Genomic DNA, 14934 nt, shown 5'->3' on the forward strand with positions numbered 1-14934 from the left:
GCGTTCAACCCTTTGGACCGGGTGGGAGCGCACGAAGACCAGCCGCCTCCCGAGGGGCACGGCGGGGCGGAAGGAGTCAGCGACGCACGGCCACGCTGAAGGGGTTCGTCAACGCCGCGGCGGCCGCGCGCAGAGCCTCGCCCACGCGCTCGATGCGTTCGTAGTCGGCCTCGGCGGCACGGATGGCGACGCCGAGTGCCAGCGGCGGATCGGTGGGCGCCCAGCCCTCGAGCGGCACGGCGACGCCGACGATGCCGCGGAACGACTCCTCCGCATCCAGCGCCCAGCCACGCCGACGAGCCGTGGCCAGCACCTCCAGCAGACCGCTCATGGTGGTCGCGCTCCGCTCCGTGAGCGCGGGGAAGACGGCATCCTCCCCCAGGAGCGCGACCACTTCGGCATCGCTCATCGCCGCGAGCAGCGCGCGCCCGGTGGCCGAGAGCGGAGCAGGGAGGCGTGAGCCCAGCGGGGTCCCCAGCCGCAGCGACCGCGACCCTTCGTGCCGGGCGAGGTACAGCGCGTCCGTGCCGTCGAGCATAGCGACCTGCACGAGCTCGGAAGCCAGCTGCGGCGAGGCCTCGCACACGCTGTAGAACTCGCGCACCTGGTTGAACTGCGCGGCGAACGCACCCCCGAGCTCGGCGGTGCGCACTCCCAGCCGATACCCCTGCGGCGTGCGGTCGACCATACCGCCGGCCTCGAGTGCGAGACACAGATTCGCGGTCGACGACTTCGCCAGCCCGAGCTCGCCGGCGAGTTCGGTCAGGGTCCGGGGGCCGCCGGCGTCGGCGAGGAGACCCAGCAGGCGGATGCTTCGGGTGACGGCAGGCGCGGGATCGCGCCCCTCGCGGGTGTCGTCGTCCATGGCTGCGCCTTCCGCCGTCAGTGGGGCCGCAGGCGCGCGAGCACCTGCCTGCGGATCAGTAGAACTCGACCGTATCGACCACGGCGATCAGCGGCTCTCCATCGAGCAGGCGCGCCGCGTTCTCGGCGAAGCGTCGGGCGATCCGCTCCTCTTCCTTCGAGCTGAGCGCGGCCGTGTGCGGGCTCACCAGCACGTTCGGATGCGTCCACAGCGGCGACGCATCGTCGAGCGGCTCCTGCTCGAACACATCGAGGGCCGCGAAGGCGATTCGACCGTCGTCGAGCGCCCCGAGCAGGGCGGCCTCGTCGACGACCGTGCCGCGACCGACGTTCGCGATGATCGCCCCCGGCTTGATCGCGTCGAGGATGTCCGCGCCGATCAGGTGGTGGGTCTGCTCCGTACCCGGCAGCGTCACGACAATCGCATCGACGTGGGCCACCGCCTCGCGCAGCTCATCGAGGCGCACGAGGCGATCGACGCCGGCGACCGGCTCCCCCGACCGGGTGGTGCCCCAGACTCGCGCACCGAGCGCGTGGAAGCGCCGCGCGCACTCCGAGCCGATGCCGCCGAGACCGACGACCAGCACGGTCATCTCGTCGAGCTGACGCATCTCCCAACGGTCCGGCCACGTGCGGGTGCTCTGATCGGCGAGGAGCCGCGGGAGGTTCTTCGCTCCTGCCATCACGCCGAAGACGGCGAACTCGGCCAGCGGTCCCCCGTGCACGCCCGCACTGGTGGTGAAGACGATCCGATCGAGGTCGGTGCGCTCCAGCTCCGCCGCCTTGATCGCGGCCCCGCCGCCTGCCGCCGTCGTCATGACCCAGCGCAGCCGCGGGTTCGCCGCCACCGTGCGGGCCAGCGCCGCAGCATCCACGTCGGGGATCCCGAAGAGAGCATCGGCGGAGTCGACCAGCTCGTCGAAGGCCTGCTGCTCGCTCGCGGTACGAGCGAAGGCGGGATCGCCGGACCAATCGGCCGGGCCGCGCATCGGCGGGAGGAGAGAGTGATCGCGGACCACCTCGACGCGAGGCTCGAGCTCTTCGATGAGCCGGCACAGGTCTTCGCGCAGCGGCACCGTCACGACGGCGCGCAGCTTCTTCTCGGTCCCCGTCATGCTGATCCCTTCCTCGGGAAGTCGTGGATCCCTCACTTTAGCTCAGATCCATCCAGTTGGACACTGTTCTATCCATTGGATTATTGCTACCGTGTGCGGATGGACATCTCCTCCGTCACCGTCGGGGCTGTCGGTCTCGGCGCCATGGGCCGCCCGATGGCCGACCACCTGCTCGCCGCCCACGGACGACTCGTCATCCATGCCCGCCGCCCGCAACCGGAGCTGCTGGCAGCCGGAGCCTCCTGGGCGGAGACGCCACGCGAGCTCGCCTCCAGAGTAGACGTGCTCCTGATGATGCTTCCCGACCTTCCCCCGTTCGAGGCGATGCTCGACGGCCCGGACGGACTTCTCGCGGATGCCGGCGAGCTGCTCATCCTGATCGGCTCGACCTCGTCGGCACCGGCCGTGCGGGAGCTCGCGGAGCGCATCGGCGCGCAGACCGAGGGACGGGTGCGGGTCGTCGACTGCCCCGTCTCGGGCGGTGAAGACGGCGCGATCGCCGGGACCCTCTCGATCATGCTCGGCGGCACCCCGGAGGATGCGGCCCTCGCCGCCGAGGTGCTCGCCCCGTGCGGTACTCCCGTCCTGCTCGGGCCGCTCGGCGCCGGCGAGGTCGCCAAGGCCTGCAACCAGCTCGTCGTCTCCGCCACGATCCTCGCGCTCGGAGAGGCCACGGTGCTCGCCGACCGCTCCGGTCTCGACCTCGACACACTCTGGTCGCTGCTCTCCGGCGGATACGCCGGCTCCCGCCTGCTCGAGAGCCGTCGCGAGAAGCTCGTCACCGGTGACGACTCCCCCAGCGGCGTCGCGAAGTACATGGTGAAGGATCTCGGCTTCGCCGCCGACATCGCCGAGGCCACCGGTACCGCACCGGTGCTGCTGCCCACCCTGCGCGCGGCGTTCGACGAGCTGGTCGCCGCGGGCCTCGGAGACCGCGACATCGCGGTGTCGCGGCGCTTCATCGCCTCCCGTGACACAGGTGAGCACTGACCCCTCCTACAGCGATACGCTGAAACCAACCCTTCTTCACGATCGAGGAGCCTTCTGTGCCCGAAGCATCAGCGAACATCGGAGTCGTCGGACTCGCCGTCATGGGGTCGAACCTCGCCCGCAACCTCGCCAGCCGCGAGGGCAACACGGTGGCGATCTTCAACCGCAGCTACGAGAAGACCCAGACGCTCCTCGACGCGCACCCCGAGGCCGGCTTCGTCCCGGCCCACACGTACCAGGAGTTCGCCGACTCGCTGCAGAAGCCGCGCACCGCGATCATCATGGTCAAGGCCGGCGGCCCGACCGATGCCGTGATCGACGCGCTGGTCGAGGTCTTCGAGCCCGGTGACATCATCGTCGACGGCGGCAACGCCTACTTCCCCGACACGATCCGCCGCGAGAAGGCCGTCCGCGAGACGGGCATCAACTTCGTCGGCGCCGGCATCTCCGGCGGCGAGGAGGGCGCGCTGCTCGGCCCGTCGATCATGCCCGGCGGCTCGGACGAATCCTGGGTCACGCTCGGCCCGATCCTCAAGTCGATCGCCGCGGTTGCCGAGGGCGAGCCGTGTGTCACGCACGTCGGCCACGACGGCGCCGGACACTTCGTCAAGATGGTGCACAACGGCATCGAGTACGCCGACATGCAGCTCATCGCCGAGGCCTACGACCTCATCCGCCGCGGCACGGGCAAGTCCCCCGCCGAGATCGCCGAGATCTTCGCCGAGTGGAACCGCGGCGAGCTGGAGTCGTACCTGATCGAGATCACCGCCGAGGTGCTCCGCCAGGTCGACGCGGAGACCGGCAAGCCGCTCGTCGATGTGATCCTGGACCAGGCCGGCGCCAAGGGCACCGGCGCCTGGACCGTGCAGACCGCGCTGTCGCTCGGCGTCCCCGTCTCGGGCATCGCCGAGGCGACCTTCGCCCGCTCCCTCTCCTCGCATCCCGAGCAGCGCGCGGTCTCCCGCGACCTGCCGGGTCCGGAGGAGGAGTTCTCGGTCGAGGACACCGACGCGTTCATCGAGGACGTCCGCCTGGCGCTCTACGCCTCGAAGATCGTCGCCTACTCGCAGGGCTTCGACGAGATCCGCGCCGGCGCCGCAGAGTACGGCTGGAACATCGACCTCGGCGCGATCAGCAAGATCTGGCGCGGCGGCTGCATCATCCGCGCGCAGTTCCTGAACCGCATCGCCGACGCCTACGCCGAGAGGCCGGACCTGCCGGTCCTGCTCACCGCCCCGTACTTCACCGAGGCGATCACGCGCGCCCAGGCAGCCTGGCGCCGAGTGGTCATCGCAGCCGCCGAAGCCGGTATCCCCGCCCCGGCGTTCTCCTCGTCGCTGTCGTACTACGACGGCATCCGCGCCGACCGCCTGCCGGCCGCGCTCGTGCAGGGTCAGCGCGACTTCTTCGGCGCGCACACCTACAAGCGCATCGACAAGGAAGGCACCTTCCACACGCTGTGGTCGGGCGACCGCACCGAGATCGAGGCGGAAGACACGCACTGACGTCTCACCGTCGAAGGGCCGGGCACCGCGAGGTGTCCGGCCCTTCGTGCGTCACACCGCGATGTTGTGATTGCGACGGAACAGGTTCTGCGGATCCCACACGGCCTTGGTCGCCCGCAGTCGGGTGAGCCCCGCGTCGGTGAACATGCCGGGCACCGCCTCGGGTCGCTCGGTGTCGGCGAAGTTGCCGTACTCCGCGAGGCGGCCGATCTCGATCGCCCGCCAGTCGGATCGGATCGCCGCACGGGTGTCGTCGTCGAGCGTGCCGGGGATGTCGAAGGCGCCCGCGAGCACGAACCAGGTCGCCGAGCGCGCGGGGAACGCGGTGTCCTCCTGCGCCACGTCGCCGACCGCCCCGCCCAGGGACCGCAGGAACACGACCGATGCCGGGTACGAGCGGCGGAAGGCCACCAGCTGCGCGATGAGGGCGTCGTCGAGCTCGGCGAACAGTCCGTTTCCACCGAGGAAGCCGGGCGGGGCGGCGGCCTCCTCCCCCTCCGGCTCCGGCATCTCCAGCAGCACCTCCCGGTACGCCGGTGTCGTCACCTCGGTCCGCACACCGTCCACTGCGGAGATCGGCTCCAGCACCGCACGCAGGCGGTCGGGCTCGGGCCCGGCCCACACCGCGCTCAGGCGCGCCCCCGCCGGTGCACTCGGGTCCATCGGCGGCACGTCCATGTAGGTGACGGTGAGCTCTCGCGGCGCATCGCGGAGCAGGTCCCGGGTGGCGCGCAGCACGGCGGTCGCATCGCCGTCGACGGTGCTCTCGGCGAAGGCGATGCCGGACAGCGGGTGCGCGGCGAAGTCGAAGCGGGTGACGACGCCGAAGTTCCCTCCGCCGCCGCGCAGCGCCCAGAACAGCTCGGGATGCGCGGACGCCGAGACCTCGACGACCTCGGCTTCGGCGGTGACCACCTGCGCCCCGATCAGCTGATCGACCGCGAGACCCCACGCCCGCACCATCCAGCCGATGCCCCCGCCGAGGGTGAGACCGCCGACGCCCACCGATGCGGTGTCGCCGGAGCTGAGGGCGAGTCCGTGCGCGGCGAGCGCCGTGGCGACGTCGCCCCAGACCGCGCCGCCGCCGATGCGGACGGTGGTGCCGTCGACCTCGATGCCGGACAGCTCGCCGAGCTCGAGACGGATGCCCTCGGCCGGCGCGTGCGACCAGGGGCCGTGCCCACCCGCGACGACCGTCAAGGGCACGGCCTCGCGGGAAGCCAGCCGTACGACCTCGGCGACCTCGTGGGCGGTGCGGGGACGATGGACGGAGGGAACGGGAGCAACATCGCTGTCGGCCATGCCGACACTGTAGCCAGCACGGCCGACATCCGGGCCCCCATCCGTCGACGCTAGGACGTGATGTCCTGCACCACCCCCTTCGTGAGGCGCAGGCGCCGCGTCGCGCGTCGCGCCACTGCGGAATCGTGGGTCACCACGATGATCGTGATCCCCTCCGCGCACAGCGATTCGAGGAGGGTCAGGATCTCGTCGCGCATGCTCTCGTCGAGGTTGCCGGTCGGCTCGTCGGCCAGCAGCACCCGCGGCCGCTTCACGATCGCCCGCGCGATCGCCACGCGCTGCTGCTGACCACCGGAGAGCTCGGAGGGCAGGTGGTCGCCCCGGTCGTCGAGACCGACGTGGACGAGCGCCTCGGCGACCCGGGTGCGCCGTTCCGCTCGGTCGAGCCGGAGCGGCTCCAGCGCCATGTCGACGTTCTCCGTGGCCGTGAGCGTCGGGATCAGGTTGAATCCCTGGAACACGAACCCGATCTCCTCCGCCCGGATCCGCCCGAGCTCCTTCGCCGACGCCGACGCGAGCTCGCGGCCGTCGAGCAGCAGCGAGCCCGTCGACGGGGCGTCGAGAGCGCCGAGCAGCTGCAGCAGCGTGGACTTCCCGCCCCCGGTGGGTCCCTGGATCGTGACGAACTCCCCGGGCATGATCTCCAGATCCACGCCGGTCAGGGCCTTCACGATGCGTCCCTTGTGCGTGTAGGTGCGGGTGACGCCTGCCGCGCGATACAGGGGCTGGTCGGCGTCGTCCCGCTGTGCCGCGGGGGCGAGGTCGGCGATGGTCATGTCGTTCTCCTTCTGATCGGATCCGAGGGGCGTGCGAGGGGTGCTCCGGGCGGTGCTCATGCGACCGACCGCAGCGCTTCCGAGGGGCTGAGTCGTGCGGCACGCCAGCCACCGAACGCGCCGGCGACGAGCCCGCCCAGCACGGCGAGGCCGACGGCGGCCACCAGCACCCACGGGGTGAACGGCGCCTGGAGCACGATGTCCGCCGCCGGCGTCGTCGAGAACATCCCGCCGCCCGCACCGGTGGGGCCACCGCGCATGCCGCCGGGCCCCGCCCCCTGGTTCGCACCGGTCGCCGCGACGGTGGGCTTCAGGACGTTGACGAGCACGATGCCGAGGACGCCGAGGACGAGACCGGCCGCTCCGCCGATGAGCCCCTGCACCAGGGACTCTCCGGCGACCTGGCGCACGACGCGACCGTTCGACCAGCCGATCGCCTTGAGCGTTCCGAACTCCCTGGTGCGCCGGCCCACCCCGGACATCGTCAGCAGCACGGAGAGCAGCACGGCGACCGCGAGCACGATGATCGAGAGCCAGGTCCCGAGGTTCGTGATCAGCGCGGTGGCGCTGGACAGCGACCCCGAGACCGTCGACGCGAGCTCCGCCTGCGAGGTGACGGTCGCATCCGGCAGAGCGTCGGAGAGCGCGGACTGCACGGCATCGATCGACGCGGCGGAATCCGCCTGCACATAGACCGTGGAGATGACGTCTTCCACCCCCGCCAGCGACTGCGCGGTGCGCAGCGGCAGGTAGACGTTCGCCGCCGTGTCCGCGGAGTCCGAGGTCGAGCCGAGGATCCCGACGACCTCGACGTCGGACCCCGCCACGTCGATGGTGTCTCCCACCGCGATCTCGTTCGTCGTGGCGTAGGTGCTGTCGACGAGGGCGACGAGGGCCTCGGCGTCACCCGCGTCGAATCCGCGGCCGTCCGTCACCTCGGCGGAGGCGAGCGGACCGATCGCGGTCGCCGCGGGGTCGATCCCGAGCACCGAGAAGGAGTCGACGCCGAAGGAGCCGCCGCCCTGCCCGCCGTCCGGCGGAGCCTGCCCCTGCTCCGGAGCCGCGCCCTGCTGGCCGTCCTGCTGATCGTCCTGCTGCCCGAATCCTCCGCTGGGCAGCTCGCCCGAGAACGTGGAGTCGGTGAGGCTCAGCGCCCCGGACGCCGCGGCGACGCCGTCCGTCGCGGCGACGGTGTCGAGCACCGAGGAGTCGAGCGTGCCGCGGAGGAAGTCGGTCCGCAGCATCGACTGGTCGAGAGTGGTCGTCTCCCCGTCGGTCTCCCCGGCATCCGCGTCGAAGTCGAAGCGCGGCCTCTCCCCCTGCCCCGGTTCGGTCGCCGCGCCCGTGACGGTGAGGTCGGTCCCGACCCCGTACACGGACTCGAGCGCCTGGGCCTGCGCATCGCGCACTCCGGCGGTCAGGGCGTTGACCACGATCACGAGTGCGATCGCGATCGCCAACCCGATCGCGACGATCAGGGTCTGCTTCTTGCGGCCCGCGAGTTCGCGCCGCAGATAGGTTCCGTACATCTCTCTCCCTCCACCGCGGCCATCGCGGGGTGAGATCGACGTTAGGAATCGCTCATATGCGAGTTCGAGGGGCCGGTGATGAGGAACCTATGCGTGCACGGGTCCGTCGGCGCGCACGGTCCGGACGAACGACCGGGCACGGCCCGCGAGCGCGTCGAGGTCGCCCCCGGGTGTCGCCGCATCGCCGACCAGCGGTCCGCCCACCCCGATCCCGAAGGCACCCGCCGCGAGGTACTCGCCGACGGTGTCGACGCTGACGCCGCCCACGGGGATGATCCTCGCCTCGGGGAAGGGATCGCGGACGGCACGGAGGAAGCCCGGCCCGAGACCCGACGCGGGGAACAGCTTGACCGCCGCACTGCCGAGGTCGTGCCCCTGCTGGACCTCGGTGGGCGTGTAGACACCGGGGAGCACGCCGATCCCCTGCGCGATCGCGTAGGGCACGGAGGCGGTGAGCGTGGGGGTCACCAGGAACTGCGCACCGGCGGCGACCGCCCGTTCGACGTCGGCCTCGTCGAGCACGGTGCCCGCGCCGATCAGGGCCTCGACCGGAGCATCCTGCACGACCTGGGCGATCGCCTCCTCCGCGTCCGACAGCGTGAGGGCGATCTCGAGGGTCAGGACGCCCGCGTCGAGCAGCGTGCGGGCCGCGGCGACCGTGGCATCCACATCCGTCCCGCGGAGGATCGCCACGAGCCGGGTGATCCGCAGCCGTTCCCGGAGCTGTGCGTTGTCGACGGTGCTCACAACGCGGCCTCCCCCGCGACCGTGCCCGCATCGTGGACGGTCGCCGTCGTGCCGCGCCAGGGGAAAGCGGGCTCGCCGCCGACCTCGACCCGGACGCCGAGGAGAGCGCCGTCCGCCTCCGTCGGCTCCGCGATCCCGATGCTCGCCGTCGTGATCACCAGGAGCGTGTCGACGAGGACGACGGCGGTCGGCCGCGTCGCGGGCAGGGCGATCGACTCGAGAAGCACCCCGTCGGGCGAGTAGCGGCGCACCTCGGCGGCGTCCCAGACCGCGACCCAGAGCATGCCGTCCCGGTCGATCGCCATGCCGTCGGGGTTGCCGCCGTCGACGCGGCACACCGTGCGCCGGTTCGACAGCTGCCCGTCCGGGGCGACGTCGAAGGCCTCGATGCTGCGGTGCGGAAGCGTGTCGATGTAGTACAGCGTGGAGCCCGTGCGGTCGAAGGCGAGCCCGTTCGAGACCGTCACCCCGCCGAGCCGCGCGACCGGCGTCCCGTCGGGCTCGATGCTCCACAGCGTGCAGTGCGGGTCGCGGGGCATCGACTGGCTGCCCACCCAGAAGCGCCCGGACGGATCGCCGCCCCCGTCGTTCATGTAGTCGCCGGTCCCCGCGATGTCCCCCGTGAGCGCGGACACGATGCCGTCGTCGCTCACGTGCACCACGCGACGATCGACGCCGACGAGCCAGCCCGCCCCCGGCTCCGCCAGCGGGATCGGCGCACCGATCTGCGCACCGACCACGACCGCGGTCTCCGGAACGATCCTCCCGTGCGCGATCCGTCCGCGATGCAGAGAGCCGGTCGCCATGTCGATCCAGGCCAGCGAGCCGTCACGACCGTCCCATCGCGGCGACTCGGCCTGGACGTAGCGGGCGTCGGAGAGGATCTCGACGGTTCGGGAGGTCTGAGTGTGCGACATCCGGGTCATCCTTCGCTGGTAGCTCGTAACCGTTATGTGGCAGACTATCTCACAATATGCATAACACTTGCGAGAAATACGGGTACACGATGAAGAAGCGGGGAAACTGCTGATGGCTCCGACACTCCACGGCTTGATGCCCATCCTGGCGACTCCTTTCGACGAGTCGGGCGCCCTCGACCGCGAGAGCCTGCGCCGACTGGTCGAGTTCCAGCTCGCTGCGGGGGTCGATGGCGTCGCCGTCTTCGGCATGGCGAGCGAGGGCTTCGCCCTGACCACCGAGGAACGGCGCACGATCCTGGACGATGTCGTCCGCGTGGTCGACGGCCGGATCCCCGTGATCGCCGGCGTCAACGGCACCTCGACGGCGACCTCGATCGAGCAGTCCCTGCTCGCGGAGGAGGGCGGTGCGGATGCGCTCATGGTGCTCCCGCCGTTCATGGTGAAGCCGCCGGCCGGCACCCTCGTCGACTTCTACGGCGACGTCGCCGCCGCGACCTCGCTCTCGGTCATGATCCAGGACGCCCCCGGTGTCACCGGCGTCGCGATGGCGCCGTCGCTGATCGCGGAGATCGCCCGGCTCGACGGGGTCGACTCCGTCAAGGTCGAGGCGCCGCCGACGGCACCCAAGGTCGGCGCGGTCGTCGCGGCGATCGACGTCCCGGACTTCGCGGTGCTCGGCGGGCAGAACGCGCAGTTCTGCCTCGAGGAGTACGCCAGGGGCGCGGTCGGCACCATGCCGGCGTGCGAGTTCCCCGATCTCCTCGGCCCGGTGCTCACGCACTTCCAGGAGGGGCGCGTCGAGGAGGCCCGCGCCGAGTTCCGTCGTATGCTCCCTCTCGTGCTGATCGGACTGCAGGGCGGCATCGCGTGGGCGGTGCACAAGGAGATCCTCGTCGCGCGCGGCGTGATCGACCACGCGACCGTGCGTTATCCCGCATCCCCCCTGGACGCCGGCAGCCGCGCGGCCGTCGCCCTCGTGCTCGACGAGCTCGCGCTCCCGCCGATTCCCACCGCGGTACGCGCATGACCCGCCGCGGCGTGCTGCTGATCGGCGGCAGCTCCGACATCGGACTCGCGATCGCCCGGGCGTTCGTCGACGCCGGGGACGCCGTCGTCGGGGTGGGACTCGAGGACTCCGCCGACCCCGTCTTCGCGCGGTACCTCGTCGCCGACTGCAGCCGTCCCGAAGAGGCGGACCGTGCCGTCGCCGAAGCCGCTCAGGCGCTCGGCCGGCTCGACGCGGTGGTGCTCGCGGCCGGCCGCATGCCGATCGCACGCGCCGAGGCCACGAGCGACGAGGACTGGCGCGGCGCCCTGGGCGCCACGCTCGACTCCGCGTTCTTCGTGGCGCGGGCGGCGCTCCCCCGCCTCGCAGCAGGCTCCTCGATCGTCGCGGTGACCTCGGTGAACTCGTCACTCGCGGCTCCCGCTCTGCCCGCCTACGCGGCCGCCAAGGCCGGTGTGGACGGCCTCATCCGCCAGCTCGCGCTCGACTACGGCCCCCGCGGTATCCGCGTCAACGCCGTCCAGCCGGGCAGCATCTCGGCCGTCGACACCGGAGAGAGCGAGGGCTACCCGCTCGGGCGCATCGGTCGTCCGGAGGAGGTGGCGTCCGTCGTGGCGTTCCTGGCCTCCGACGCCGCATCCTTCGTCACCGGCACGTCGATCGCGGTCGACGGCGGCCTGTCGATCTCGTCGCCGGCCGCCTGGCTGAAGCCGGTGCTGCGCGAGCGCTGGCTCTGAGCCTCGGCTCCCGGCCCACCAAGAAGGCCGCGTCCCCTTTCGGGACGCGGCCTTCTTCGTGGATGCGGAGGCTCAGGAGTTGGAGTCCAGGAGCCCCTGCACCTCCTTCTTCAGCGCGTTGAGGCCGGCCTGCACATCGACCTGACCGGCGAGGATCGTCGCGACGCCCGCGCCGATGGCCGAGTCGATCTGCGCGGTCACCGCGACGCGGTCCCAGGCGGCGCCGCGCGCGTGCTCCGAGACCTCCGTGCGGAACGCACCCTGGAACTTGTCGGCCGCGAGGGCGGGGATCTTGTCGGCGACGGACTTGGCGGCCGGGGCGACTGCGGAGTTCTCGTACAGCGCCGTCGCCGCCTCGACGTTGGTCGCCGCGTAGAGGATGAAGTCCCGGCTGGTGAGCTCTCCCTCGCCCGCCGTCGCGAAGACGCCGCTGCCCCAGGCCCGGTTGAACGAGTCCTTGCCGCCGGCCGTCGGGCGCGAGATCGCCCCGATGTTGTCGATGATGTTCTGGGCGGCGCCGTTCGTCTTGACGAAGGTCGAGGCGAGCGGGGCGTCGTCGTACAGGGCTGCGCGACCGCTCGCGAACAGGATGCGGGCGTCGCTGCGTGCCACGTTCGTCTGCGTGAGGCCGGCGTCCTGCAGCGACTTGTACCAGGTGACCGCCTTGACGCTCTCCGCGTCTCCCAGCGTGCACTTCAGGTCATCGGTCACGACGTCGCTGCCGAAGCCCCACATCCACGGCACGGCGTCCTTCAGGTCGGGGTTCTTGGTGACCGCGGCGTACGGGATCAGCGAGGAGTCCTGCTTCTTGATCTTCTCGAGCGCCGTGGCGAACTGCTCCACGGTCATGCCCGAGGTGATGCCGACGCTCTTCGCGATCTCGCCGTTCGTGATGATGCCGATTCCGGCAGCCGTGAGGGGCAGCACGAGCAGCTTGCCGTCCATCGTGTACGAGTCGAGCACACCCTGCGGGATGCCCAGCCCCTTCGCGAGGTCGCTGAGGTCGGCGAGCACGTTCATGGGCGTCAGCACCTGCCACCCGCCGGACTGCCCGACGCCCATGAGGTTGCCGGAGCGTCCGGTCAGCGCGAGCTGCGTCGCGGCCTGGTCGTACGGGTAGATCACCGGAGCGACGGTGACGCCCTCCTTCTTGGAGAAGCCGTCGAGGATGCCCTGCCAGGCGGACTTCAGGGCTTCCTCGCCGAGCGAGTTCCCGTAGAAGTTGATCGTCTTGGCCGCGGTCCCCGCGGCGGCCGTGGCGCCCGCGCCGGTGCCGGGTGCGGCGGGCGTCGCGCAGCCGGCGAGCGCGAGGGCGCCGAACGCGGCCAGGACGGTTCCGCCTCCGAGGAAGGCTCGGCGGCTCAGCTGTGAGTTCGAGATGGTCATGGCGACTGCTCCTTCGAGGTGATGGGGGGTGATGCTGTTCAGGCGACGCATGGCTACCCCTTGACCGCCCCGGCGGCGAGGCCGGAGACGAAGTAGCGCTGCAGGAGGATGAAGATGATGACGAGCGGGAGCGACGTGATCAGCGAGGCCGCCATCAGCGCCGGCCAGTCGGCCGTGCCTTCGCGGATGAAGGCCTGCGTGAGTCCCGCCGGGAGGGTCTGCTTGTCGGGTCCGGCGAGGGTCAGCGCGAAGAGCAGGTCGCTCCAGCCGCGCATGAAGGCGAACATCCCCGCGGTGATGAGACCGGGGACGACGAGGGGGAACACGATCCGGAACATGGTCCCGGTGCGCGAGAGCCCGTCGACCTTGGCCGCTTCGAGGATGTCGTCGGGGAGGGCGTCGATGATGCCCTTCAGCAGGAACACCGCGAGCGGCAGCGTGAAGGTCGTGAACGAGATGATCAGCGCGGTGTAGGTGTACAGGAGCCCGGCCGAGCTCAGCATCAGGTAGAGCGAGATGAGCAGCAGGGCGCCGGGGATGAGCTGTCCGATGAGGAACATGAACATGATGGCGTTGCGCCCGCGGTAGCGGAACTTCGACAGCGAGTAGGCCATCAGCCCGCCGACGAGGACCGCGAGCAGGGCGGTGCCGGTCGAGACGATGATGCTGTTCATCAGGTTCTTCAGCAGGAGGTCGTTCTGGAAGAAGCCGATGAAGTTCTCGAACGTCGGGTCGACCGGGAAGAACGGACGGTCGAGGGAGAAGACGTCCTCCTTCTTCGTGAACGCGGTGGACGTGAGCCAGTAGATCGGCAGCAGGCCGAACAGTGCCAGCAGCAGGAGCAGGACGCGCCCCGGGATGGACAGGTGGGGGCGGATGATCGACTCCCCCACATCGCGACTACGGCGCATCACTTCTCCAGCCGTCGGTTGAGGAACAGGTAACCGCTCGTGATGATCGCGAGCAGGACGAGCCAGAGCGCACCCATGGCGGAGGCCTTGCCGAGTTCGTAGCTGCCGAACGCGAGGTCGTAGAGGCTGACCGCGAGCGTCGTGGTCGAGTTGCCCGGGCCACCGCCGGTCATGACGAAGATCGTGTCGAAGTTGCCGAAGTTGTAGATGAACTCGAGCACGGCGACGAGCGTGACCGGGCCGGCGATGTGCGGCAGCGAGATGTGCCGGAACCGCTGCGAGCGGGTCGCCCCGTCGATCGTGGCGGCCTCGATCTGCTCGCTCGGCAGGGTCTGGAGGACGGCGAGGGCGACGACCATGATCCAGGGGAAGGAGTGCCAGGTCTTGGCGATGACCACCGCGGCCATGGCGCCGGCCGGGGTGCCGAGCATGCTGATCTCAGGGAGTCCGAGGACGGAGAGCACATGGTTGACCACGCCGTAGCTGTCGTTGAAGATCCACGCCCAGAGGAACGAGACCACCACGCCGGGCAGCAGCCACGGCAGCATCAGCGCGCCGCGCAGGATGTTGCGGCCGCGCATGCGGGCGTTCAGGAGGAGGGCGAGCGCGACGCCGAGCACGAGCGGGAAGACCGTGGAGAGCGACGCGAAGACGAGGGTCGTGCCGAGCCGGGCGAAGAACTCGTCCCAGACCGCCGCGTAGTTGTCCAGGCCGACGAACGTGCGCTCGGGGCGCAGCAGCGATTGGTCGTACAGGCTGGTGCCGATGCTCGACACGAGCGGGAAGATCGCGATCACGAGGAACAGGAGGACCGCGGGAAGTGCGATCATGAAACCGAAGGTGCGATCCTTCGCGCCCAACGTGGAGCGCCGCCCTGAGCGGGGCTCGACAGCCTTCTGCTCGCTCTCCGCGGGCCGCTCGAGTATGGCTTGATGCATTGCAGTCACTTTCCAGTAGAGACGACCCTCTGCGGGGCCCTGCGCGTCGTCGTCACAGTCGTCGACGTCGACGTGCGGCCAGTTAACCACAATGCGGATGCGAAATCCACAAAATGCATAAGACACCCACATTTGTGTTGCTTCGCATCATTTCTCTCAATAGGATGACTGGCAGCGGCGACGAGCCGCAGGCGTCGCAGATGCGGCG

General features: G+C 70.5%; 14 protein-coding genes. 4 read left to right on the plus strand and 10 right to left on the minus strand.

The window, feature by feature from the left end; all coding sequences use genetic code 11:
* Positions 1 to 76: 76 nt before the first annotated feature.
* Together AC07VM_RS00645 and AC07VM_RS00650 are read right to left on the minus strand one after the other, a co-directional pair.
* Positions 77 to 865: an IclR family transcriptional regulator gene (locus tag AC07VM_RS00645; protein ID WP_494909582.1), complete on the minus strand. Its 789-nt coding sequence runs from the start codon at positions 863 to 865 to the stop codon at positions 77 to 79.
* Between the two features lie 55 nt (positions 866 to 920).
* Positions 921 to 1979, minus strand: coding sequence for a D-2-hydroxyacid dehydrogenase (locus AC07VM_RS00650; RefSeq protein WP_494909583.1), 1059 nt, complete (start codon positions 1977 to 1979; stop codon positions 921 to 923).
* A gap of 99 nt (positions 1980 to 2078) precedes the next feature.
* Between AC07VM_RS00650 and AC07VM_RS00655 the strand changes: the two genes are divergently transcribed.
* Positions 2079 to 2969 carry an NAD(P)-dependent oxidoreductase gene (locus AC07VM_RS00655; protein ID WP_494909584.1) on the plus strand — a complete coding sequence of 297 codons (891 nt, stop codon included), beginning with the start codon at positions 2079 to 2081 and terminating at the stop codon, positions 2967 to 2969.
* Between the two features lie 56 nt (positions 2970 to 3025).
* Positions 3026 to 4474 (plus strand): NADP-dependent phosphogluconate dehydrogenase, encoded by a 1449-nt coding sequence (gene gnd, locus AC07VM_RS00660; protein ID WP_494909585.1) that lies wholly within the window; start codon positions 3026 to 3028, stop codon positions 4472 to 4474.
* Between the two features lie 51 nt (positions 4475 to 4525).
* Here gnd and AC07VM_RS00665 read toward each other — a convergent pair whose 3' ends face one another.
* From AC07VM_RS00665 to AC07VM_RS00685, 5 genes are all read right to left on the minus strand, one after another.
* A complete protein-coding gene (locus AC07VM_RS00665; RefSeq protein WP_494909586.1) occupies positions 4526 to 5776 on the minus strand; it encodes an FAD-binding oxidoreductase in 1251 nt (416 codons plus the stop codon).
* Between the two features lie 50 nt (positions 5777 to 5826).
* Positions 5827 to 6552: an ABC transporter ATP-binding protein gene (locus AC07VM_RS00670; RefSeq protein WP_494909587.1), complete on the minus strand. Its 726-nt coding sequence runs from the start codon at positions 6550 to 6552 to the stop codon at positions 5827 to 5829.
* Between the two features lie 56 nt (positions 6553 to 6608).
* On the minus strand, positions 6609 to 8081 hold the full coding sequence (locus tag AC07VM_RS00675; protein WP_494909588.1) for an ABC transporter permease: 1473 nt from the start codon (positions 8079 to 8081) through the stop codon (positions 6609 to 6611).
* Between the two features lie 87 nt (positions 8082 to 8168).
* Positions 8169 to 8828, minus strand: coding sequence for a bifunctional 4-hydroxy-2-oxoglutarate aldolase/2-dehydro-3-deoxy-phosphogluconate aldolase (locus tag AC07VM_RS00680; protein WP_494909589.1), 660 nt, complete (start codon positions 8826 to 8828; stop codon positions 8169 to 8171).
* A complete protein-coding gene (locus AC07VM_RS00685) occupies positions 8825 to 9745 on the minus strand; it encodes an SMP-30/gluconolactonase/LRE family protein (protein ID WP_494909590.1) in 921 nt (306 codons plus the stop codon). The genes AC07VM_RS00680 and AC07VM_RS00685 overlap by 4 nt, the downstream gene beginning before the upstream one ends.
* A gap of 136 nt (positions 9746 to 9881) precedes the next feature.
* On the opposite strand from AC07VM_RS00685, the gene AC07VM_RS00690 reads away from it, so the two are divergent.
* Positions 9882 to 10775 (plus strand): dihydrodipicolinate synthase family protein, encoded by an 894-nt coding sequence (locus AC07VM_RS00690; RefSeq protein WP_267415290.1) that lies wholly within the window; start codon positions 9882 to 9884, stop codon positions 10773 to 10775.
* Positions 10772 to 11491, plus strand: coding sequence for an SDR family NAD(P)-dependent oxidoreductase (locus tag AC07VM_RS00695; RefSeq protein WP_494909591.1), 720 nt, complete (start codon positions 10772 to 10774; stop codon positions 11489 to 11491). Before AC07VM_RS00690 ends, AC07VM_RS00695 begins: the two co-directional genes overlap by 4 nt.
* 72 nt (positions 11492 to 11563) lie before the next feature.
* On the opposite strand, the gene AC07VM_RS00700 is transcribed toward AC07VM_RS00695, so the two are convergent.
* Genes AC07VM_RS00700 through AC07VM_RS00710 form a run of 3 tightly spaced genes read right to left on the minus strand, consistent with a single transcriptional unit; the run spans position 11564 to position 14618 of the window.
* The gene (locus tag AC07VM_RS00700) at positions 11564 to 12877 is read right to left on the minus strand and encodes a type 2 periplasmic-binding domain-containing protein (RefSeq protein ID WP_267415292.1); all 1314 of its coding nucleotides are present in this window, start codon (positions 12875 to 12877) and stop codon (positions 11564 to 11566) included.
* A gap of 53 nt (positions 12878 to 12930) precedes the next feature.
* On the minus strand, positions 12931 to 13788 hold the full coding sequence (locus AC07VM_RS00705; RefSeq protein ID WP_267415293.1) for a carbohydrate ABC transporter permease: 858 nt from the start codon (positions 13786 to 13788) through the stop codon (positions 12931 to 12933).
* On the minus strand, positions 13788 to 14618 hold the full coding sequence (locus tag AC07VM_RS00710) for a carbohydrate ABC transporter permease (RefSeq protein WP_267415294.1): 831 nt from the start codon (positions 14616 to 14618) through the stop codon (positions 13788 to 13790). Before AC07VM_RS00710 ends, AC07VM_RS00705 begins: the two co-directional genes overlap by 1 nt.
* Positions 14619 to 14934: the final 316 nt, after the last annotated feature.

The sequence above is a fragment of the Microbacterium sp. GW821-FHT01D02 genome (assembly GCF_059422585.1).

Excerpts from the sequence above, each read along its gene's own strand:
- AC07VM_RS00705 (WP_267415293.1), bottom strand. The coding sequence starts at position 13,788 with ATGCGCCGTAGTCGCGATGTGGGGGAGTCGATCATCCGCCCCCACCTG.
- AC07VM_RS00690 (WP_267415290.1), top strand. The coding sequence starts at position 9,882 with ATGCCCATCCTGGCGACTCCTTTCGACGAGTCGGGCGCCCTCGACCGC.
- AC07VM_RS00645 (WP_494909582.1), bottom strand. The coding sequence starts at position 865 with ATGGACGACGACACCCGCGAGGGGCGCGATCCCGCGCCTGCCGTCACC.
- AC07VM_RS00710 (WP_267415294.1), bottom strand. The coding sequence starts at position 14,618 with ATGATCGCACTTCCCGCGGTCCTCCTGTTCCTCGTGATCGCGATCTTC.
- AC07VM_RS00665 (WP_494909586.1), bottom strand. The coding sequence starts at position 5,776 with ATGGCCGACAGCGATGTTGCTCCCGTTCCCTCCGTCCATCGTCCCCGC.
- AC07VM_RS00650 (WP_494909583.1), bottom strand. The coding sequence starts at position 1,979 with ATGACGGGGACCGAGAAGAAGCTGCGCGCCGTCGTGACGGTGCCGCTG.
- AC07VM_RS00700 (WP_267415292.1), bottom strand. The coding sequence starts at position 12,877 with ATGACCATCTCGAACTCACAGCTGAGCCGCCGAGCCTTCCTCGGAGGC.
- AC07VM_RS00655 (WP_494909584.1), top strand. The coding sequence starts at position 2,079 with ATGGACATCTCCTCCGTCACCGTCGGGGCTGTCGGTCTCGGCGCCATG.
- AC07VM_RS00685 (WP_494909590.1), bottom strand. The coding sequence starts at position 9,745 with ATGTCGCACACTCAGACCTCCCGAACCGTCGAGATCCTCTCCGACGCC.
- AC07VM_RS00670 (WP_494909587.1), bottom strand. The coding sequence starts at position 6,552 with ATGACCATCGCCGACCTCGCCCCCGCGGCACAGCGGGACGACGCCGAC.
- AC07VM_RS00675 (WP_494909588.1), bottom strand. The coding sequence starts at position 8,081 with ATGTACGGAACCTATCTGCGGCGCGAACTCGCGGGCCGCAAGAAGCAG.
- AC07VM_RS00695 (WP_494909591.1), top strand. The coding sequence starts at position 10,772 with ATGACCCGCCGCGGCGTGCTGCTGATCGGCGGCAGCTCCGACATCGGA.